The organism is Massilia sp. LXY-5 (genome assembly GCF_059801075.1).
The window spans coordinates 646,486-666,195 of record NZ_JBNNEH010000002.1 but is presented as its reverse complement, the minus strand read 5'-3'; the positions used below and the strand labels follow the sequence as shown (position 1 = coordinate 666,195).

17 protein-coding genes are annotated in these 19,710 nt (G+C 65.2%); 13 read left to right on the top strand and 4 right to left on the bottom strand.

Annotated elements, in window-relative coordinates:
* Window positions 1-298 precede the first annotated feature (298 nt).
* From kynU to ACI48I_RS06485, 4 genes are read left to right on the top strand one after another with little or no spacing between them, the layout of a single operon-like run.
* Complete coding sequence (gene kynU / locus ACI48I_RS06500; protein WP_498573675.1) at window positions 299-1,555, top strand: kynureninase; 1,257 nt, start codon at window positions 299-301, stop codon at window positions 1,553-1,555.
* A 7-nt stretch (window positions 1,556-1,562) separates the two neighbouring features.
* On the top strand, window positions 1,563-2,405 hold the full coding sequence (kynA, locus tag ACI48I_RS06495) for a tryptophan 2,3-dioxygenase (protein ID WP_498573674.1): 843 nt from the start codon (window positions 1,563-1,565) through the stop codon (window positions 2,403-2,405).
* 52 nt (window positions 2,406-2,457) lie between these two features.
* Window positions 2,458-3,003, top strand: coding sequence for an RBBP9/YdeN family alpha/beta hydrolase (locus ACI48I_RS06490; protein WP_498573673.1), 546 nt, complete (start codon window positions 2,458-2,460; stop codon window positions 3,001-3,003).
* 41 nt (window positions 3,004-3,044) lie between these two features.
* A complete protein-coding gene (locus tag ACI48I_RS06485) occupies window positions 3,045-4,154 on the top strand; it encodes an acyltransferase family protein (RefSeq protein ID WP_498573672.1) in 1,110 nt (369 codons plus the stop codon).
* Between the two features lie 331 nt (window positions 4,155-4,485).
* Here the strand turns inward: ACI48I_RS06485 and htpG are convergent, their stop codons facing one another.
* Both htpG and ACI48I_RS06475 read right to left on the bottom strand, forming a co-directional pair.
* Window positions 4,486-6,405 carry a molecular chaperone HtpG gene (gene htpG, locus ACI48I_RS06480; protein WP_498573671.1) on the bottom strand — a complete coding sequence of 640 codons (1,920 nt, stop codon included), beginning with the start codon at window positions 6,403-6,405 and terminating at the stop codon, window positions 4,486-4,488.
* Between the two features lie 70 nt (window positions 6,406-6,475).
* Window positions 6,476-7,264: a hypothetical protein gene (locus ACI48I_RS06475; RefSeq protein WP_193685117.1), complete on the bottom strand. Its 789-nt coding sequence runs from the start codon at window positions 7,262-7,264 to the stop codon at window positions 6,476-6,478.
* Window positions 7,265-7,562: 298 nt separating this feature from the next.
* Here ACI48I_RS06475 and ACI48I_RS06470 point away from each other — a divergent pair, with 298 nt between their 5' ends.
* The 4 genes from ACI48I_RS06470 (at window position 7,563) to ACI48I_RS06455 (ending at window position 12,646) form a co-directional block, all read left to right on the top strand.
* Window positions 7,563-9,197 carry a methyl-accepting chemotaxis protein gene (locus ACI48I_RS06470; protein WP_498573670.1) on the top strand — a complete coding sequence of 545 codons (1,635 nt, stop codon included), beginning with the start codon at window positions 7,563-7,565 and terminating at the stop codon, window positions 9,195-9,197.
* A 118-nt stretch (window positions 9,198-9,315) separates the two neighbouring features.
* On the top strand, window positions 9,316-9,777 hold the full coding sequence (locus ACI48I_RS06465) for a RidA family protein (protein WP_136218632.1): 462 nt from the start codon (window positions 9,316-9,318) through the stop codon (window positions 9,775-9,777).
* 115 nt (window positions 9,778-9,892) lie between these two features.
* Entirely contained in the window at window positions 9,893-11,086 is a 1,194-nt protein-coding gene (locus ACI48I_RS06460; protein ID WP_498573669.1) for an aminotransferase-like domain-containing protein, read from the top strand.
* A gap of 201 nt (window positions 11,087-11,287) precedes the next feature.
* Window positions 11,288-12,646 carry a diguanylate cyclase gene (locus ACI48I_RS06455; protein ID WP_193685114.1) on the top strand — a complete coding sequence of 453 codons (1,359 nt, stop codon included), beginning with the start codon at window positions 11,288-11,290 and terminating at the stop codon, window positions 12,644-12,646.
* Here the strand turns inward: ACI48I_RS06455 and ACI48I_RS06450 are convergent.
* Window positions 12,643-14,208: an FGGY-family carbohydrate kinase gene (locus ACI48I_RS06450; protein ID WP_498573668.1), complete on the bottom strand. Its 1,566-nt coding sequence runs from the start codon at window positions 14,206-14,208 to the stop codon at window positions 12,643-12,645. The genes ACI48I_RS06455 and ACI48I_RS06450 overlap by 4 nt on opposite strands.
* Before the next feature lie 152 nt (window positions 14,209-14,360).
* On the opposite strand from ACI48I_RS06450, the gene dapC reads away from it, so the two are divergent.
* The 3 genes from dapC (at window position 14,361) to ACI48I_RS06435 (ending at window position 17,672) form a co-directional block, all read left to right on the top strand.
* On the top strand, window positions 14,361-15,584 hold the full coding sequence (gene dapC / locus ACI48I_RS06445; protein ID WP_193685112.1) for a succinyldiaminopimelate transaminase: 1,224 nt from the start codon (window positions 14,361-14,363) through the stop codon (window positions 15,582-15,584).
* An 18-nt stretch (window positions 15,585-15,602) separates the two neighbouring features.
* Complete coding sequence (gene dapD / locus ACI48I_RS06440; RefSeq protein ID WP_193685111.1) at window positions 15,603-16,427, top strand: 2,3,4,5-tetrahydropyridine-2,6-dicarboxylate N-succinyltransferase; 825 nt, start codon at window positions 15,603-15,605, stop codon at window positions 16,425-16,427.
* 105 nt (window positions 16,428-16,532) lie between these two features.
* Window positions 16,533-17,672 carry a PilT/PilU family type 4a pilus ATPase gene (locus tag ACI48I_RS06435; RefSeq protein WP_498573667.1) on the top strand — a complete coding sequence of 380 codons (1,140 nt, stop codon included), beginning with the start codon at window positions 16,533-16,535 and terminating at the stop codon, window positions 17,670-17,672.
* Window positions 17,673-17,684: 12 nt separating this feature from the next.
* Here ACI48I_RS06435 and ACI48I_RS06430 read toward each other — a convergent pair whose 3' ends face one another.
* On the bottom strand, window positions 17,685-17,990 hold the full coding sequence (locus tag ACI48I_RS06430) for a hypothetical protein (RefSeq protein WP_193685109.1): 306 nt from the start codon (window positions 17,988-17,990) through the stop codon (window positions 17,685-17,687).
* A gap of 199 nt (window positions 17,991-18,189) precedes the next feature.
* On the opposite strand from ACI48I_RS06430, the gene ACI48I_RS06425 reads away from it, so the two are divergent.
* Both ACI48I_RS06425 and dapE read left to right on the top strand, forming a co-directional pair.
* Window positions 18,190-18,546 (top strand): ArsC family reductase, encoded by a 357-nt coding sequence (locus tag ACI48I_RS06425; RefSeq protein WP_193685108.1) that lies wholly within the window; start codon window positions 18,190-18,192, stop codon window positions 18,544-18,546.
* Complete coding sequence (gene dapE / locus ACI48I_RS06420) at window positions 18,543-19,697, top strand: succinyl-diaminopimelate desuccinylase (protein WP_193685107.1); 1,155 nt, start codon at window positions 18,543-18,545, stop codon at window positions 19,695-19,697. The genes ACI48I_RS06425 and dapE overlap by 4 nt, the downstream gene beginning before the upstream one ends.
* Window positions 19,698-19,710: the final 13 nt, after the last annotated feature.

Genomic DNA, 19,710 nt, shown 5'->3' with positions numbered 1-19,710 from the left:
TGATGCACCTTTAACGGCAGGTTCCCGAGGAACTTTAGGGTGGTTTTCAAAATATTTTGAATATTTCCGTCACCGTTCTGCTGCCTCTGACTTCTTTACGGCGGCGTTTTCCCGAACTTTAGGGTTGCGAGCAAAATAATTTGAAAAAAGTTCAAAAAATGCGCGACGCTGCCTGGTAGAGCGTGAAAAGATAACAAAGCGTCATCGATAGCCTGCCGCCGGCCGCCTTTTTCTTGTTACACTCCCGCCCCAACGCCACCTGTATAGTCATCCTGCCCCAACCGCTACCCATCCATATATGAGCGAACTCTCGATCACCCGCGCCGACTGCCTCGCGCGCGATGCCCAGGATCCACTCGCGCCGCTGCGCGAACGCTTCGACCTGCCGCCCGACCTCATCTACCTGGACGGCAATTCGCTCGGCGCCCGTCCCCGCGCCGCCCTCGAGCGCGCGCAGCAGGTAGTGGCGCGCGAATGGGGCCGCGACCTGATCACGAGCTGGAACACGGCCGGCTGGTTCGACATGCCGAAGCGCCTGGGCGAACGCCTCGGCCCGCTGATCGGCGCGGCGCCGGGCGAAGTCGCCGTCACCGACACCACCTCGCTGAACCTGTTCAAGGCGCTGGCCGCCGCTGTGCACATGCAGGCACAGGCGAAGCCCGCGCGCCGCGTCATCGTCACCGAGCGCAGCAACTTCCCGACCGATATCTATATGGCCGAGGGATTGACCGAATGGCTGGAGCGCGGCTACCGCGTGCGCCTGGTCGACAGCGTGGACGAACTGCCGGCCGCGATCGACGCCGACTGCGCCATCGTCATGCTGACCCACGTGAACTACCGGACCGGCTACCAGCACGACATGGCGATGCTGACCCGTCACGCGCACCAGAACGGCGCCCTGATCGTCTGGGACCTGGCCCATTCGGCCGGCGCGGTGCCGGTCGACCTGAACGCCGCCGAAGCCGACTTCGCCGTCGGCTGCACCTATAAATACCTGAACGGCGGCCCCGGCTCGCCGGCCTTCATCTGGGTGCCGCAGCGCCACCAGGCGACATTCTCCCATCCGCTCACCGGCTGGTGGAGCCACGCCCAACCCTTCGCCATGGCGCACGGCTTCGCGCCGGCCGACGGCATCGGGCGCGCCCTGTGCGGCACCCAGCCGGTGGTCTCGCTGGCCCTGGTCGAATGCGGGCTCGAAGTGTTCGAAGAGACGAGCATGGAAGCGATCCGCGCCAAGTCGCTGGCCCTCACCGACCTCTTCATCGAGCTGGTCGAAACTACCTGCGCCGACCACCCGCTGGGCCTGGTCACGCCGCGCGACCATGCCCGGCGCGGCAGCCAGGTGAGTTTCACGCATCCGCACGGCTATGCGGTGATGGCGGCCCTGATCGCGCGCGGCGTGATCGGCGATTACCGCGAGCCCGAGATCATGCGCTTCGGCTTCACCCCGCTCTACACAAGGTATGTGGACGTGTGGGATGCGGTGGCGATCCTGAAGGATATCCTCGATCGCGAGGACTACGACGTGGCCGCCGAACGCGGCGCAGTCACTTGAGGGCGACATGGACGACAAACAGAAACAGCCGGCCGAATGGCATGGCGCGAAGATGGATTTCAAGGAGTCGATGAGCTATGGCGACTACCTGGGTTTGAACCAGATCCTGTCGGCCCAGCACCCGCTGTCGCCGAACCACAACGAGATGCTGTTCATCATCCAGCACCAGACCAGCGAACTCTGGGTCAAGCTGATGCTGCACGAACTGCACGCCGTGCGCAGCCACCTGCGCGCGGGCGAACTCGATCCGGCTTTTAAAATGCTGGCGCGCGTGGCCCGCATCATGGACCAGCTGGTCCACGCCTGGGACGTGCTGGCCACCATGACGCCGTCCGAATACACGGCGATCCGCCCCTATCTCGGCGCCTCCTCGGGCTTCCAGTCGCACCAGTACCGCGAGCTCGAATTCATCCTCGGGAACAAGAACGCAGCCCTGCTGGCGGTGCACGAAAAGAATCCGCCGGCCCACGCTACCCTCGACGCCGCCCTGCGTACGCCCTCGATCTACGACGAAGCGGTGGCGCTGCTGGCGCGCAGCGGTTTCACGATCGCGCCCGAACGCCTGGCCCGCTCCCCAAGCGAGCCGACCGCGCACGACGACTCGGTGCAGGCGGCCTGGCTGGCCGTGTACCAGCAGCCGGACAAACACTGGGCCTTGTACGAACTGGCCGAAAAGCTGGTCGACCTCGAGACCGCCTTCCGTTTCTGGCGCTTCCGCCACGTGACGACGGTCGAGCGCATCATCGGCTTCAAGACCGGCACCGGCGGCACGGCGGGCGTCAGCTACCTGCGCAAGATGCTCGACGTGGTGCTGTTCCCGGAACTGTTCGCGCTGCGCACGGCACTGTAAGCGACGCATCATTCGAGCCATGTAGAATGGATTGAATTAACAAGGAGACAGCATGGGTGGCGACGTACTGATTCTTTCCGGCCTGTGGAATTCGGGCCCGCAGCACTGGCAGTCGCACTGGGAAGCGCGCCATCCCGAATGGCGCCGGGTCGCCCACCGCGACTGGAACAATCCCCAGCGGGACGAGTGGGTCGCCGAGCTCGACGCCGCGGTCGCCAGCAGCACGGGCGCGCCGGTGCTGGTGGCGCACAGCCTTGGCTGCATGCTCGCCGTGCACTGGGCTGCCTCCGGCTCGCCCTTGCGCGCGGCCGGCGCCTTCCTGGTGGCGCCAAGCGACGTCGACGCCGCTTCGTATCCGATCGACCCGAACGGCTTCGCGCCGGTGCCCCTCGCCCGCCTGCCGTTTCCCAGCCTGGTGATCGCCAGCACGAACGACGAATTCGTCACGCGCGAACGGGCCCTGGCCTTTGCCGAAGCCTGGGGCAGCCGCTATGTCGAGATCGGCCCGGCCGGTCATGTGAACGCCGACGCCGGCTATGGCGACTGGCCCGAGGGCGAGCGCCTGCTGCTCGAATTCCTCGACCAGCTGCGCACCTAGCCGATCAGGGTATCATGGCCGCTGCACCGCCAGGCATGACCATGACAACCCCGACCGCCCCGCTTCCCCGTCCGCTTCCTCGTTCGTTCTCGCTCTACCTCGACTGCTGCCGCTTCCTGGCGGCGGTGCTGGTCGTCGTCAGCCATGTCGTACCGTATGGCGTGGTCGCGCCCGGCTCCGCCCGCTGGTGGCCGAACCTCGGACGCGAATCGGTGGTGGTCTTCTTCGTGCTGTCCGGCTTCGTGATCGCCTACACGACCGAACACAAGAACGCGAGCCTGCGCGAATACTGCGTGGCCCGCTGCACCCGCATCTATTCGGTGGCCCTGCCCCTTCTGCTGCTCGGCTTTGCGGTGGCCGCCGTGCTTGTCCTGTCCGGCCATGCGACGCTCACGGACTACTACCAGCTGCGCAAACCCTGGCTCTACCTGCCGCTGCACCTGCTGTTCATGGGCGAACTCTGGACCATTTCCGAAACGCCGCCGCTGCTCGCGCCCTACTGGTCGCTCGGCTACGAGGTCTGGTACTACGTCCTGTTCGGCGCGGCCTTCTACCTGCGCGGCACGCGCCGGCTGGTCGTTCTCGGCTCGCTGCTGCTGCTCGTCGGGCCGAAACTCTGGCTGCTGCTGCCGGTGTGGCTGGCCGGCGTGTTGACCTACCACTGGCAAAAGACGCACACGATCGCGCGCCCGCTGGCGCTCGCCGGCTGGTGCGCGACGCTGGCCTTGCTGGCGGCGTTCAAAGTGGCCGACCTGGATGCGGCCTTGCGTGCAGTCGCGCAGGCCAACTGGCCTTTCCCTGGCCTGCCGCTGAAAAGCGCCGACCGCTGCCTGGCCGACTACCTCGTCTGCGTGCTGGTCGTGGTGAACTTCCTGTGCGCGAAGAGTGCGGATTTCGGCGCCTTGTTGCGCGTCGAGCGGCCGGTGCGCTGGCTGGCTTCCTATACTTTTACCTTGTACCTCGTGCATGCGCTGGTGCTGCGGGTGTGGGTGAGCGTGTATCCGCATCGCGCGGCGGATGCGGGCGATGTCGCGCTGCTGGTGGCGCTGATCGCGGGCGCGACCTGGGTGATCGGGCAGGTAAGCGAGCACCGCAAGGGGTGGTTCGAGGGAATGTTCGTGCGCCTGGCAAGCGCCCGCCGAATCGTCTGACCGTAGGGGCCATTAAGGCCATTGGCCTTAATGACGGGTTCACCGGGCATGCCCACGCGGTACGGCGCTCGATCGGAGATATCGCGGAACGCAGCCGTGCGACCGCGTGGGCACAAGTGCCCACCCTACAAAAAAACCGGGTCCTCAGACCCGGTTTTTACAATAAAGACTACGCTTACTTCGCAGACCGTAGGGTTGGCTCTCGAGCCCACGCGGTACGGCGGCCGATCAGAGATGTCCCGGAACGCAGCGGTACGACCGCGTGGGCACAAGTGCCCACCCTACAAAAAAACCGGGTCCTCAGACCCGGTTTTTACAATACAGACTACGCTTACTTCGCAGTTGCCAGCAGCATCTCGTTGAGACGTTTCACGAACGCCGCCGGGTCGCTCAGGCTGCCGCCCTCGGCCAGCATCGCCTGGTCGAACAGGATATGCGACCAGTCGGCAAAGCGCGGGCTGCTCGCGTCTTCGTACTTCAGGCGCGTCACCAGCGGGTGGTTCGGGTTGATCTCGAGGATGGGCTTCGACTCCGGCGCGTTCTGGCCGGCGGCCTTCAGCATGCGCACCAGGTTCGCCGACAGCTCGTGCTCGTCCGCCACCAGGCAGGCCGGCGAATCGGTCAGGCGGTGCGTGACGCGCACATCCTTGGCTTTTTCAAGCAGCGCACCCTTCATCTTCTCGACCAGGTCCTTGTACTGGGTCTCGGTCTCTTCGTGCTCCTTCTTCTCGGCTTCGTCTTCCAGCTTGCCGAGGTCCAGCCCACCCTTGGCCACCGAGGTCAGTTCCTTGCCTTCGAATTCGGTCAGGAAGGACAGCATCCACTCGTCGACGCGGTCGGTCAGCAGCAGGACTTCGACGCCCTTCTTGCGGAAGATCTCGAGGTGCGGGCTGTTCTTCGCGGCGTTGAAGTTATCGGCCGTGACGTAGTAAATCTTGTCCTGGCCTTCCTTCATGCGCGCGACGTAGTCGGCAAACGACACGGTCTGCTCGTCCGACTCGTTCTGGGTCGAAGCGAAGCGCAGCAGCTTGGCGATGCGGTCCTTGTTGGTCGCGTCTTCGCCGATGCCCTCTTTCAGCACCTGGCCGAATTCCTTCCAGAAGATGACGTATTTGTCCTTCGTTTCCTGCTCGTCCGCGTTCGCCAGTTCTTCCAGCATGCCCAGCACGCGCTTGGTCGAGCCTTCGCGAATCACCTTGACGTCGCGCGACTCCTGCAGGATCTCGCGCGAGACGTTGAGCGGCAGGTCGGCCGAGTCGATCACGCCCTTGATGAAGCGCAGGTAGGTCGGCATCAGCTGCTCGGCGTCGTCCATGATGAAGACGCGTTTCACGTACAGCTTGATGCCGCCGCGCTTGTTGCGGTCCCACAGGTCGAAAGGCGCGTGGCTCGGCACGTACAGCAACTGGGTGTATTCGCTGCGGCCTTCCACGCGGTTATGCGTGTAGGCGAGCGGCTCCTGGAAGTCGTGCGAGACGTGCTTGTAGAACTCGTCGTACTGTTCCTTCGTGATCTCGGAACGGTTGCGGGCCCACAGGGCGCTGGCCTGGTTGACGGTCTCGAATTCGTCCTTGAGAACGGTTTCCTTCTTCTCTTCGTCCCACTCTTCCTTCTGCATCAGGATCGGCAGCGAGATGTGGTCCGAATACTTGCGGATGATCGTTTTCAGCTTCCAGTTCGACAGCAGCTCTTCTTCGCCGGCGCGCAGGTGCAGGATGACGTCGGTGCCGCGGCCCGGCTTCTCGATCGATTCGACGCTGTAGTCGCCCTCGCCGGTCGACTCCCAGCGCACGCCCTCGCCCGCCTCGGCACCCGCGCGGCGGGTCTCGACGGTGATGCGGTCGGCGACGATGAAGCCCGAATAGAAGCCCACGCCGAACTGGCCGATCAGGGCCGCGTCGGCCTGCTGGTCGCCCGACAGGCGCGAGAAGAATTCCTTGGTGCCGGACTTGGCGATCGTGCCCAGGTGCGAAATGACCTCGTCACGGCTCATGCCGATGCCGTTGTCCGAAATCGTGATCGTCTTCGCTTCCTTGTCGAAGCTGACCTTGATCTTCAGTTCATGGTCGTTACCGTACAGGGCGTCGTTGTTGATCGCTTCGAAGCGCAGCTTGTCGGCCGCGTCGGAGGCGTTCGAGATGAGTTCGCGCAGGAAGATTTCCTTGTTGGAGTACAAGGAGTGAATCATCAGTTGCAGCAGCTGTTTGACTTCAGCTTGAAAGCCAAGGGTTTCTTTTTCGGCGTGCGCCATCTTGTTCCTCGTGATGTTACGAATTACGGGTTGAACGGATTGCTGCAATATTGGGATAGCGTTACGGTTTTCAAGAGGTTTTCGCGAGCCCGGCCGTGAGGGGCGGCGCCAGCATGCGTCGTGCGACCAGATGCACGACCAGCGCGCAGCCCAGCGCCAGCGCGAACGCGGCCCCGACCGCGCCCTCGCGCAGCTGCATGGCCAGGGTGACACAGAACACGGCAAATCCGAAATACCCGACCACCATGCCGCGCAGCAGGGCCACGGCGCTGCCGCGTCCCGAACCGGCATGGGCGAAGCCGACCAGCACCGTGCTCATCACCGGGAACATGGCGAAGAAGCCGGACAGGCGCGCGCCGAGGTGGGCCGCGCCCGTCGTCACGGCCAGTACCAATGCGGCGGCGGCGAACATGCGCCAAGGGAGGTCGCCGCGGGCCGGGGTGCCGGCCGGACCGGCGGCGTCCTGCGGAAACAGCCGCCTTGCCAGCAGCAACGCGGCCCAGACGAGCACGAAGGCGACGGCAAGCGGCAAGTCCAGCCGCTGCAGCGCGGCGACCGCGGCGGCGTACGCCAGCAAGGCCAGCGCCATCGATCCGGCGACGCCAAAGCGCAGCGCCGCCCATGCGTAAGCAAGGCTGAACACGAGAATCGCCACCACCGCCAGCAGGGTGCCCTGGGCGGCGTTGGCAGCAAAGCCCGCGCCCTGTTCGAGCGTCAGCGTAAACAGGATGGGGCCGGCGACAATCGGGAAGGCCGACAGCCAGCCGGCGACCGCCTGTCCCCAGCGCCGGCCTGCCAGCGTCACGCCATAAATGAGGCAGGGAACGAGCAATAATTTCAGCAGCAGCACGACGTTCATTGACTGTGTCCTTTGGCAGCCGCAGGGCGGCGAGCGCGAATGATACCACCAAGAAATACTAAAGTAACAACAATCGGGCGGTCTCCGGTGCCACTGCGTCCGCAAGAATGACCCGGAAGGCGCGGTGAGCGGTCGGCGATGTTGCGTTCTTGTCTGAGATATCTGCTTGAACGCCTGATCTGCTGGTAACGCACATTTCCATGTGGCAATATACGTCCGCATTTTCAGCACTTCTCAGCACCTGACTCATCCCAAGGCCGACACAACTGCTCGGTTCGTCAATTTTTACTGGTTAATCATGAAATTTTCCGACCTCGATATTGGACCGCGGCTGTACGCCGGTTTCGCCCTGATCGTCGCCATTCTCATCGCGCTGGTGACGACTGCTTACCTCAATTTCACCTCGCTCGAAGCTGCCAACGGCATGAACATCCATACCTATGAGGTCATGGCCGAAGCCAATGCCACGCTCGAGAGCCTGATCAACATCGAAACCGGCCAGCGTGGCTTTTCGCTGACCGGCAAGGACAGCTCGCTCGAGCCGATGACCGCCGGCGTCGCGGCTTTTTCCAGCCACCTGGGCAAGACGCGCGAGCTGACTGCCGATAACGCGGCACAGCAGAAGCGCCTGGCACAACTCGAGCAGGCCCAGAAACAATGGATGAGCGTTGCCATCGAGCCCGCAGTGGCGCAGCGCCGCGCGGTCGCCACCGGCGTGGCCACGCTCGACAACGTGGTCGCGCTCGAGCAGGAAGGCCGCGGCAAGCAGATGATGGATGCGATGCGCGGCCTGATCGCGGATATCGTGGGCGAAGAAGCGGCCCTGCTGCGTGAGCGCGCGCAAACCGCGGGCTCCCTGCATGGCCGCACCGTCGGCGTGCTGATCGGCGGTGGTCTCGTTGCCACCCTGCTGGCACTCGCGATCGCCGCAGTGCTCGCGCGCAGCATCGCACCGCCGCTGCGCGATGCCGTTGCCTTCGCCGAGCGCGTGGCCGGAGGAGACCTGACCGGCCGCGTCGACGTGCGCAGCCGCGACGAAGTCGGCAAGCTGATGACCGCGCTGGGCGACATGAACGCCTCGCTGCTGGGCATTGTGTCGCGCGTGCGGGTCGGCACCGATACGATCGCCACCGCATCGGCCGAGATCGCGGCCGGCAACCAGGACCTGTCCTCGCGCACCGAGCAACAGGCCAGCTCGCTCGAGGAAACCGCGTCCTCGCTGGAAGAATTGACGTCGACGGTGAAGCAGAATGCCGACAATGCACGCCAGGCCAGCCAGATGGCCAACGCGGCATCGGCCGTCGCCAGCGAAGGCGGGGCCGTGGTCGCACAGGTCGTCGAGACGATGAGCGCCATCAATGAGTCGGCACGCAAGATCGTCGACATCACGGGCGTCATCGACGGCATTGCCTTCCAGACGAATATCCTCGCGCTCAATGCCGCTGTCGAAGCGGCGCGCGCCGGCGAGCAGGGCCGCGGTTTCGCCGTCGTCGCCGGCGAAGTGCGCAACCTGGCCCAGCGGGCCGCCAGCGCCGCCAAGGAAATCAAGGTCCTGATTGACCACTCGGTCGACAAGGCCGACGCCGGCAGCAAGCTCGTCGGGCAGGCAGGGGCGACGATGGAACAGATCGTCGTCAGCGTGCGCCGCGTGAGCGACATCATCGGCGAAATCAGTGCCGCCAGCGACGAGCAGCGCCTCGGCATCAGCCAGGTCAACGATGCCATCTCGCAGATGGACACGGTGACCCAGCAAAACGCCGCACTGGTCGAGGAAGCGGCAGCCGCCGCCAGCGCCATGCAGGACCAGGCAAGCACGCTGGCAGATACGGTCGGCGTTTTCGTGATCGAATCGGCCGCGCAGCAAACAGGCCTTGCTGCGGGCGGCGCCATGCGCGCACGCGCACTGCCGGCCCTGCGCCACGAACCGGCCTGATGCCGGAACGCCGTCGTCCGCTTGCGTGCGGGCGGCGGCCCGGCGCCTCCCAATTCTGTGTCCTTCGCGGCTCTCTGGCCGTACAATACCGGCTTCATCCACCGCTACAGAGAACCCCATGTCCGTCTACGACAAACTGAAGGAACTGAACATCACCCTGCAGCAGGCCGCTGCGCCGGCCGCCGCCTACGTCATGTACGTACAGACCGGCAACCTGGTCTTCATTTCGGGCCACATCGCGAAGAACGCGGACGGTTCGGTCAACGTCGGCCAGCTGGGCAAGGACAAGACGACCGCCGACGGCCAGGCCGCCGCGCGTGCCATCGCCATCGACCTGATGGGCACCCTGCAGGATGCCTGCGGCGGTGACCTGACGCGTGTGAAACGCATCGTCAAGCTGATGAGCCTGGTGAACTCGACCCCGGACTTCACCGAGCAGCACCTGGTCACCAACGGCGCCTCGGAACTGTTCGGCGAAGTCTTCGGCGACGCCGGCAAGCACGCCCGTTCGGCCTTCGGCGTGGCCCAGATCCCGCGCGGCGCCTGCGTCGAGATCGAAATGATCGTCGAAGTGGCGTAAAAACCAGGCTTGATTCACGGGGCCGGGCTACCCGCCAGGCCCTTCGCGGGCAAGCTTACCCAGCGCGCCCATCGTGGCCGATCCAGGCCAGCGGTTCATTCTTTATGAGACCAGCATGAAAATCGAGAATCCCAATCCCATCCAGTGGCAGTTTTCCGAGCGCGCGCAAGGGCTGCAAAGTTCCTTCATCCGCGAGATCCTGAAGATCACCCAGCGTCCGGAGATCATCTCCTTCGCCGGCGGCCTGCCTTCTCCCGCCACCTTCCCGGTCGAGCGCATGAAGGCTGCCTACGACAAGGTCCTCTCCGAGACCGGCAAGGTGGCGCTGCAATACGGTCCGACCGACGGCTACGCGCCGCTGCGCGAATGGATCGCGCACTCGCTGTCGACCGCAGGGACGAAGATCCTGCCCGAGCAGATCCTGATGGTGTCGGGCTCGCAGCAGGCGCTCGACTTGATCGGTAAGGTATTGATCGACGAAGGCAGCCGCGTGCTGGTCGAAACCCCGAGCTACCTGGGCGCGCTACAGGCCTTCTCGGTCTACCGTCCGGAGTTCGCTTCGGTCGCCACCGACGACGACGGCCTGGTGCCGTCCTCGATCGAGGGCGTCGCGAAAGGGGCCCGCCTGCTGTATTCGCTGCCGAACTTCCAGAACCCGACCGGCCGTTCGCTGTCCCTGGCGCGCCGCCAGGAGCTGGTCGAGACCTGCGCCCGCATCAAGCTGCCGCTGATCGAGGACGATCCCTACGGCGCGCTGTCGTACTCGGGCGAACCGATGCCGAAGATGGTGGCGATGAACCCGGACGGCGTGATCTACATGGGTTCCTTCTCGAAAGTGCTCACGCCAGGCATCCGCCTCGGCTACGTCTGCGCCCCGCTGCCCCTGGTGCGCCGCCTCGAGCTGGCGAAGCAGGCGGCCGACCTGCACACCGCCCAGCTGACGCAAATGGTGGTGCACGAGGTGGTGAAGGATGGCTTCCTGGACGAGCACATCCCGACCATCCGCACGCTCTACGGCAACCAGTGCCGTGCGATGCTGGACGCGATGGCCGAGCACTTCCCGGCCGGCGTGACCTGGACCAGGCCCGAAGGCGGCATGTTCATCTGGGTGACGCTGCCGCAGCAGATCGATGCCATGAAGCTGCTCGACACGGCCATCGCCGCGCGCGTAGCCTTCGTGCCGGGCGCGCCCTTCTATGCCAACGAAGGCGAGACCAACACCCTGCGCCTGTCCTTCGTCACGGTGCCGCCGGAACGCATCCGCGAAGGCATTGCGATCCTCGGCAAGCTGATCGCGGCCATGCTGTAAGCGGCGTCGGCATCGCCTTTCATGCACGCGGAATAAAACCGGCGTACCCTGGAGACACACTCTTGGTTACGCCGGTTTTTTCACCACACAAGCATTCAATTTCAACAATAAAAACTAGCCTTTGAGCAACAAAGATTACCTTTAGTATTCACATCGGGGTATGATTTTGAACGAAATCAAACTGTCACCGCGCCCACCGCAATGTTCACTCCAGCCCCCGTCCCCGCCGCAACGACGCGCCAGGCCGCCGTCCTGATCGTCGACGACGCGCCCGCCCAGCTTGGGCTGATGCGTTCGATGATGCTGCAGCAGGGCTACCAGACCTTTGTGGCGAACAGCGGCGAGCGGGCGCTCGCGATTGCCCAGCGCGCCCAGCCGGACCTGATCCTGCTCGACATCGTCCTGCCCGGCATGGACGGCATGGAAGTCTGCCGCCGCCTCAAGGCGCACCCGTCGACCTGCAACATCCCCGTCATCTTCATGAGCGCGCGGACCGGGACCGAGGACATCGTCGCCGCCTTCGACATCGGCGCCTCCGACTACATCCCCAAGCCCCTGCGCCTGGCCGAGGTCTGCGTGCGCGTGCGCGCCCAGCTGCAGTTCCGCCGTACCAGCATGTCGCAGCAACAGCAGGCCGAGCGCCTGCGCCTGATCGTCGACAGCATGGACGAAGGCCTGATGGTGATCGAGCCCTCGGGGCGCATCCAGTACACGAATCCCGCCTGCGACCGCTATCTCGGCTATGCGGCGGGCGAGCTGGCCGGCTCCGCGCTCGACGACCTGCTGGCGCCCTCGGTGGCCCAGGAATACCTCGACCTGTTCAGCCAGAGCGTGCGCGACCCGTCGAGCCCGAACGCGCGCGGCGCACGCGAAGTGCTGATCCGCCAGCGCGACGGCATCCTGCGCGCGATGGATTTCACGTTGACGCCGATGGGGGCCGACCAGCCCCTCTTCGTCGCCCTGCTGCACGACATCACCCACCACAAGCAGTCGGAAAACGCGCTGCAGCGCGCGGCCATGGTCGACCCGCTGACCAAGATCGCGAACCGCCGCCACTTCGACAGCTTCCTCGACAAGGAATGGCAGCGCGCGCTGCGCTCGAGCCAGCCGCTGTCGCTGATCGTGCTCGACGTCGACCACTTCAAGGGTTACAACGACAGCCTCGGCCACGCCGCCGGCGACGCCTGCCTGCAGCAGGTGGCGATGGCGCTGCAGTCGCATGCGCTGCGCGCCACCGATCTCGCGGCGCGCTATGGCGGCGAGGAATTCGTGCTGCTGTTCGGCGAGACCGGCTTCGAGGCCGCCTGCGCCCTGGCCGAAACCATCCGCAGCCACATCGAGGCGCTGCACATCCCGAATCCGCGCTCGGCGACCTCGCCCTGGGTCACCGCCAGCCTGGGCGTGGCGACCATCGTGCCGACCCAGCTCGACGACATCAAGGAATTCTTCGTCCACGCCGACCGCGCCATGTATGCGGTCAAGGAAGCCGGCCGCAATGCGGTGCGCGCCGTGAAGACGGGCGTGACCTTCGGCACGATCGCGGCCGTCATCGACGCCTAACAGTGTTCGGGGTAGCCGGTAATAGCCGCGATCTCACGGTAGAGCGGCTGCAACTGGCGGTACATCTCGCGGTACACCTGTTTATAGAGCCGGTCGTAGATCGCGCGGTTGCGTTCGACCGGTTCGAACACGCGGCCCACACGCGTCATCGCTTTCACCGCAGCGCCGAAATCCGGATACAGCCCCAGCCCCACGGCGGCGTCGATCGCCGCGCCGAGGCCCGAGGTCTCGTACACGTGCGGGCGCGCCGTCGGCAGGCCGAAGATGTCGGCGGTGAGCTGCATCGCCGCGTCGCTCTGAGAGCCGCCGCCCGACACTCTGAGTTCCGTGATGCGCACGCCGCTGCGTTGTTCGATGCGCTCCTTGCCTTCCCTGAGCGCGTAGGCCAGGCCTTCGAGGATCGCGCGGTAGACGTGGGCGCGCGTGTGGACATCGCCGAAACCGACGATCGCGCCCTTCGCTTCCCGGCCCGGCACCCGGATGCCGGGCGTCCAGTAAGGCTGCAGCATCAGGCCCATCGAGCCTGGCGGCACCGATTCGGCCAGCTGGTCGAATAACTGTTCCGGCGCCAGGTCGCCGGCCAGGGCGCGCAACTGCTCATGGTGGCCGAACTGCTCCTTGAACCAGTTGACCATCCAGTAGCCGCGAAACACCTGGACCTCGGTGCTGTAGGCGCCGGGAAGCGCCGACGGGTACGGCGGAACGAAAGGCGTCACCTCGACATAGCGGCGGCTGGTGGTGTTGATGGTGGCCGTGGTGCCGTAACTGAGGCAGCCGACATGGGGCTCCACGCAGCCCGCGCCCAGCACTTCGCAGGCCTTGTCGGCGGCCGCGGCGAACAAGGGAGTGCCGGCCGGGATGCCGGTGCTTTCCGCCGCGTCGCCTTCGATCACGCCCAGTTGCGTCCCGGGCGGCTGCAGTTCGGGCAGCATGCGCGCTTCGACGGCCAGCGCCTGCCATTTCCAGTCGCGCTTCGACGCCCAGCGGTGGCGCTTGTAGTCGAAGGGCAGATAGGCGACCTGCGAGCCGCTGGAATCGACGAAGCGCCCGCACAGGCGCCAGTTCAGGTAACCGGAGAGCAGCAGGAATTTATCGGTCGCCTCCCAGACCTCCGGCTGGTGGGCGCGGATCCAGTTGATCTCGGCCTCGCCGCGGAAGAAATCGATGGTCTTGTCGACCCGCGCCAACTTGAAGGCGGCGCGCCAGAAGGGGCCGATCGGCGGCACGGTTCTTGTCCTGCGCTGGTCGAGCCAGGTGATCGCCGGGCGCAGCGGCTTGCCGGCGGCATCCAGGTTGACGACGGTGCCGCGCTGGGTGGTGACGGCCACCGCCTGCACCGCCTCGCGCACCACGCCGGGCTGGGTCCACAGGCCCTGGCAGGCGCGGCAGACGGCCTGCCAGTAGTCTTCCGGCTCGTGTTCGGCCCAGCCGGGCTGCAGGGAAAAATAGGCCTGCAGCGGCACCTGGAATTTGGCGACGATGTTCCCGTGCAGGTCGAACAGCAGCGCGCGCACGCTTTGCGTGCCGTTGTCGATGGCGAGGATGGTGGGTTCGGTCTTCATGCGCTGGTTCGGTCGCCGTGCGGCTGTGACAAATCCGCCATGATAGCCTGCCGCCGCCGGGCTCCTCCAGGCCTGGCAGGGGCGGCTCGCACGGCGCCCGTATTTATCGGCTTATAATGGATTCTTTCGCATCGCGCTGACAGCCAACCGCCGTGAATCCACATCTCGACAAACTCCACCCCTACCCCTTCGAAAAGCTGCGCGAACTCTTCGCCGGCGTGACGCCCAACAGCGCGCTGGCGCCGATCAGCCTCGGCATCGGCGAACCGAAGCACCCGACGCCGCCCTTCATCGAGAAAGCCCTGACGCATGCGGTGGCCGGCCTGTCGAACTATCCCAGCACGGTCGGCGGCGAGCCGCTGCGCGCGGCGATCGCAGGCTGGCTCGAGCGCCGCTACGGGGTCCCAGGCCTCGATCCGGCGACGATGATCCTGCCGGTTAACGGTTCGCGCGAGGCCCTGTTCGCGATCGCCCACTCGACGATCGACGCCAGCCGCCCGGATCCGCTGGTGCTGTGCCCGAACCCGTTCTACCAGATCTACGAAGGCGCGGCCTATCTCGCCGGCGCTACACCGTATTTCGTCAACTCCGACCCGGCGCGCAATTTCGCGCCCGACTACAGCGCCGTGCCCGACGATGTGTGGGCGCGCGTGCAGCTGCTCTACGTCTGCTCGCCGGGGAACCCGACCGGCGCCGTGCTCACGCTGGACGACTGGCGCGAACTGTTCGAACTGGCCGACCGCCACGGCTTCGTGATCGCGGCCGACGAATGCTATTCCGAGATCTATACCGGCGCCACGCCGCCGCTGGGGGCGCTCGAAGCGGCGCACCAGCTGGGCAGGAGTAGCGGCAAGCGCCCGTATGCCAACCTGGTCGTGTTCTCGAGCCTGTCGAAGCGCTCGAACGTGCCGGGCATGCGCTCCGGTTTCGTCGCCGGCGATCCGGCCGTGCTGAAGAAATTCCTGCTCTACCGCACCTACTGCGGCGGCGCGATGTCGCCGGTGGTGCAGGCGGCCTCGATCGCGGCCTGGGGCGACGAAGCCCACGTCCAGGACAACCGCACGCTCTACAAAGAAAAATTCCACCTCATCACCCCGCTGTTGCGCGAGGTGATGGATGTGGAACTGCCCGACGCCGGCTTTTACCTGTGGGCCGACGTGCGCCGTACCGGCCTGTCGGACACCGAGTTCGCACGCCGGCTGTACGCCGAATATAATGTGACGGTTCTACCCGGCTCTTACCTGGCGCGCGACGCGCACGGGACCAATCCGGGCCGCAACCGCATCCGCATGGCACTGGTAGCCGGCGTCGACGAAGGGCTGGAAGCAGCCCAGCGCATCGTCCAGTTCTGCCAGGCCCTCCGCACCGTTTCCTGAAACCGAGATCGACAAATCATGACCCAACAACTCCAGAACATCATCGACACCGCGTGGGAACAGCGCGCGGACTTCAGCCCATCCACCGCGCCGTCCGACGTGCGCGACGCCGTCGCCCAGGTCCTCGCGGGCCTGGATGCCGGCACCCTGCGCGTGGCCCAGAAGGAAGGCGGCGAGTGGATCGTCAACCAGTGGGTCAAGAAGGCCGTGCTGCTCTCCTTCCGCTTGGAGAACAACGTGCCCGTCGAAGGCGGCGGCATGCAGTTCTACGACAAGGTCCCGACCAAGTTCGCCGACTACACCGCCGAAGACTTCGCCAAGGGCGGCTTCCGCGTGGTGCCGCCGGCCGTCGCGCGCCGTGGTTCCTTCATCGGCAAGAACGTGGTGCTGATGCCTTCGTATGTCAACATCGGCGCCTATGTCGATGAAGGCACGATGGTCGACACCTGGGCCACGGTCGGTTCCTGCGCCCAGATCGGCAAGAACGTCCACCTGTCGGGCGGCGTCGGCATCGGCGGCGTGCTCGAACCGATGCAGGCGAATCCGACCATCATCGAAGACAACTGCTTCATCGGCGCCCGTTCGGAGATCGTCGAAGGCGTGATCGTCGAAGAGAACTCGGTGATCTCGATGGGCGTGTACATCGGCCAGTCGACCAAGATCTACAACCGCGAGACCGGTGAAGTCACGTATGGCCGCATTCCGAGCGGCTCGGTCGTGGTGTCCGGTTCGCTGCCCTCCCCGGACGGCAAGTACAGCCTGTACTGCGCCGTGATCGTCAAGCGCGTGGATGCGAAGACGCGCGCGAAGACGGGCATCAACGAGCTGCTGCGCGGGGTGTAAGCTTCACGGCTGATCAGCCGTGCGTTGACGCGTGGGCTCGAGAGCCCACGCGTTACCGCCGCATGACCTGCCTACCATCAAGAGCACCACCCGGGAGAACACCACATGGCCATGGACCGCCTGTTCCAGCTCATGAAAGAAAAAAACGCGTCGGACATGTTCTTCGCGGTGAATTCTCCCGTCCACATCAAGATCAACGGGAACCTCATCCCGATCAACCAGCACAAGCTCGACCCCGACAACATCGATTCGCTGCTGTCGGAAATAACGACGCCCGAGCAGCGGGAAGAACTGAACCGCACGAACGAACTGAACATGGGCATCTCGGTGCCCAACCTGGGCCGTTTCCGCTTGTCCGCCTTCCGCCAGCGCGGCAGCGTCTCGGCCGTGTTCCGCTTCGTGCCGGCCACGATCCCGCCGCTGGGCGAACTCGGCCTGCCGCCGGTGCTGGCCGAACTGATCATGGAAAAGCGCGGCCTGCTGCTGATCGTCGGCGCCACGGGATCAGGCAAGTCGACCACGATCGCCTCGATGCTCGACTACCGCAACGAACAGCGCACCGGCCACATCCTGACGCTGGAAGACCCGATCGAATACCTTTTCAAGAACAAGAAATCGATCGTCAACCAGCGCGAGATCGGCAGCGACGCCCTCGACTTCGAACTGGCCCTGCGCAACAGCCTGCGCCAGGCGCCGGACGTCATCCTGATCGGCGAAATCCGCGACCAGGCGACCATGGGCGCGGCCCTGGCCTATGCCCAGTCCGGCCACCTGGTCGTCGCCACCCTGCACGCGAACAACAGCTACAACGCCCTGAACCGCATCATCGGCTTTTATCCGGTCGAGAACCGCCCCGCCCTGCTGCAGGACCTGGCCTCGGCCACGCGCGCCATCGTCTCGCAGCGCCTGGTGAAATCGAGCGCTGGCGGCACGCGCCAGCCGGCGGTCGAGGTGATGCTGAACACGCGCTACATCGCCGACCTGATCGAAAAGGGCGAACTCAGCGGGATCAAGGAAGCGATGGACAAGAGCCTCTCGCCCGGCTCGCAATCTTTTGAATATGCGCTATTGGCCCTGGTGCAGGCCGGCCTCGTCACGCAGGAAGAAGCACTGGCGAACGCCGACTCGGCAACCAACCTGCTCTGGCTGCTCAACAACGGGCCGGCAAGCAGCCCGGCCGACGACGCCGCCAGGAAGGACGAGCCGCCGGAAACCTCGTTCACCGAGTTCACCCTCAATACCTGAAGCGCTCGATCTTCACCTGCGCTCGACCGTCACCTCGGTCGTGAACGGCAGCGGCTCGAAGCGCAGCTTCAGCCTTCCTTCCTGCGTCACGAACTCGAGCGGCCCGACGGCCACCAGCCGCATGCGTTCGGTGCCGTTCAGCCTGGCCCAGGCACGGTTGCCGCTGCCTTCGATGCGCAGCACGTCGCCATCGGACAGCGGGTAAGTTCCGTAGACCTCGAGCATTTCGGAGGGGGCGATGTAATAGTCCCGCGCGGCAGCGCTCGGTGCGACCAGCAGAGCGAGCAGCGCGGCCAGCGTGACAAGCAATGCTTTCATGGTGTCCTCCAGACTGTCGAGGGCCGCACCATGCGGCCTCTCTGCGTAAGACAGGCGCGCTGCCTCGCGGTTCGATCCGGAACGGCCGTGTGCGACATCGCCGCGCAGGATGGGCCTATGCTATCCTCTCGGCCTTTCCGAACCACCATGCTTGCGGCAACGCTCGTTGCCCTGACTCATTTACGTCCACGTTCCGCCCATGAAAAAGACGCTCTACGGTATTCCCAATTGCGACACCGTCAAGAAAGCCCGCACCTGGCTTGCCGAAAACGGCCACGACTTCACCTTCCACGATTTCAAGAAGCAGGGGCTGGACCGCGAAACCGCGGCGCGCTGGCTCGACGGACTCGATTGGGAAACCCTGGTCAACCGCAAGGGCACGACCTGGAGAAATTTGCCGGACGAGCGCAAGGCGGCCGTGGTCGACAAGGCCTCGGCACTTGAACTGATGCTGGAAAATACGTCCGTGATCAAGCGCCCGGTGCTCGAAGGCGACGGCGCGCTGGCCGTGGGTTTCAGCCCGGACGCCTACACGCGCCTGATGGGGGCCGCATGATCAGGACCTCGCGCACCCAGGCCCTCGCCGCCGAACTGATCGCCCTCGACTCGATCACGCCGCACGACAAGGGTTGCCAGCAGCGCCTGACCGAGCTGCTCGCGCCGCTCGGCTTCGTCTGCGAGAGCATCGTCTCGAACGGCGTGACGAACCTGTGGGCGCGCAAGGGAACCGAATCGCCCGTGTTCGTGTTCGCCGGCCATACCGACGTGGTGCCGACCGGGCCGGTGCAGCAGTGGGCCTCGGAGCCGTTCACGCCGACGGTGCGCGAGGGTAAGCTGTATGGCCGCGGCGCGGCCGACATGAAGACCTCGATTGCGGCGATGGTGGTCGCCTGCGAAGAGTTCGTGGCAAGCCACCCCGACCACAAGGGCTCGATCGCCTTCCTGATCACCAGCGACGAGGAAGGCCCCGCGACGGACGGCACCGTGGTGGTCTGCGAGCTGCTGGAAGAACGCGGCGTCACGCTCGACTACTGCCTGGTCGGCGAGCCGACCTCCTCCCACATCCTGGGCGACATGATCAAGAACGGCCGCCGCGGCTCGCTCTCGGGCCATCTCGTCATCAAGGGCGTGCAGGGCCACATCGCCTATCCGCACCTGGCGCGCAACCCTATCCACCAGGCCGCGCCCGCGCTGGCCGAGCTGGCCGCCGAGGTCTGGGACGAAGGCAACGAATACTATGCGCCGACTTCCTGGCAGGTCTCGAACATCCATGCCGGCGCCGGCGCCAACAACGTCATTCCGGGCCAGCTGACGCTGGAATTCAACTTCCGCTTCTCGACCGCGAGCACGGCCGAGGGCCTGGAAGCGCGGGTGCACGCCATCCTCGACCATCACGGCCTCGAGTACGACCTGGAATGGACCCTGTCCGGCCTGCCCTTCCTGACCCCGAAGGGAACGCTGTCGGACGCGGTATGCGGCGCAATCCGCGCCGAGACGGGCGTGGCCACCGAACTGTCGACCACGGGCGGGACCTCGGATGGGCGCTTCATCGCCCGCATCTGTCCCCAGGTGATAGAATTCGGGCCACCAAACGCCAGCATCCACAAGATCGACGAACACGTCGAGCTGCGCTTCATCGATCCACTGAAGAACATCTACCGCCGCACGCTGGAAAATCTGCTCACCCCCGGCCTGCTGGCCGCTTAACACCAATCCAGAG

What these genes read in the sequence shown, in the direction of transcription:
- kynU (WP_498573675.1), top strand. Translation starts at nt 299, where the DNA reads ATGAGCGAACTCTCGATCACCCGCGCCGACTGCCTCGCGCGCGATGCC.
- kynA (WP_498573674.1), top strand. Translation starts at nt 1,563, where the DNA reads ATGGACGACAAACAGAAACAGCCGGCCGAATGGCATGGCGCGAAGATG.
- ACI48I_RS06490 (WP_498573673.1), top strand. Translation starts at nt 2,458, where the DNA reads ATGGGTGGCGACGTACTGATTCTTTCCGGCCTGTGGAATTCGGGCCCG.
- ACI48I_RS06485 (WP_498573672.1), top strand. Translation starts at nt 3,045, where the DNA reads ATGACAACCCCGACCGCCCCGCTTCCCCGTCCGCTTCCTCGTTCGTTC.
- htpG (WP_498573671.1), bottom strand. Translation starts at nt 6,405, where the DNA reads ATGGCGCACGCCGAAAAAGAAACCCTTGGCTTTCAAGCTGAAGTCAAA.
- ACI48I_RS06475 (WP_193685117.1), bottom strand. Translation starts at nt 7,264, where the DNA reads ATGAACGTCGTGCTGCTGCTGAAATTATTGCTCGTTCCCTGCCTCATT.
- ACI48I_RS06470 (WP_498573670.1), top strand. Translation starts at nt 7,563, where the DNA reads ATGAAATTTTCCGACCTCGATATTGGACCGCGGCTGTACGCCGGTTTC.
- ACI48I_RS06465 (WP_136218632.1), top strand. Translation starts at nt 9,316, where the DNA reads ATGTCCGTCTACGACAAACTGAAGGAACTGAACATCACCCTGCAGCAG.
- ACI48I_RS06460 (WP_498573669.1), top strand. Translation starts at nt 9,893, where the DNA reads ATGAAAATCGAGAATCCCAATCCCATCCAGTGGCAGTTTTCCGAGCGC.
- ACI48I_RS06455 (WP_193685114.1), top strand. Translation starts at nt 11,288, where the DNA reads ATGTTCACTCCAGCCCCCGTCCCCGCCGCAACGACGCGCCAGGCCGCC.
- ACI48I_RS06450 (WP_498573668.1), bottom strand. Translation starts at nt 14,208, where the DNA reads ATGAAGACCGAACCCACCATCCTCGCCATCGACAACGGCACGCAAAGC.
- dapD (WP_193685111.1), top strand. Translation starts at nt 15,603, where the DNA reads ATGACCCAACAACTCCAGAACATCATCGACACCGCGTGGGAACAGCGC.
- ACI48I_RS06435 (WP_498573667.1), top strand. Translation starts at nt 16,533, where the DNA reads ATGGCCATGGACCGCCTGTTCCAGCTCATGAAAGAAAAAAACGCGTCG.
- ACI48I_RS06430 (WP_193685109.1), bottom strand. Translation starts at nt 17,990, where the DNA reads ATGAAAGCATTGCTTGTCACGCTGGCCGCGCTGCTCGCTCTGCTGGTC.
- ACI48I_RS06425 (WP_193685108.1), top strand. Translation starts at nt 18,190, where the DNA reads ATGAAAAAGACGCTCTACGGTATTCCCAATTGCGACACCGTCAAGAAA.
- dapE (WP_193685107.1), top strand. Translation starts at nt 18,543, where the DNA reads ATGATCAGGACCTCGCGCACCCAGGCCCTCGCCGCCGAACTGATCGCC.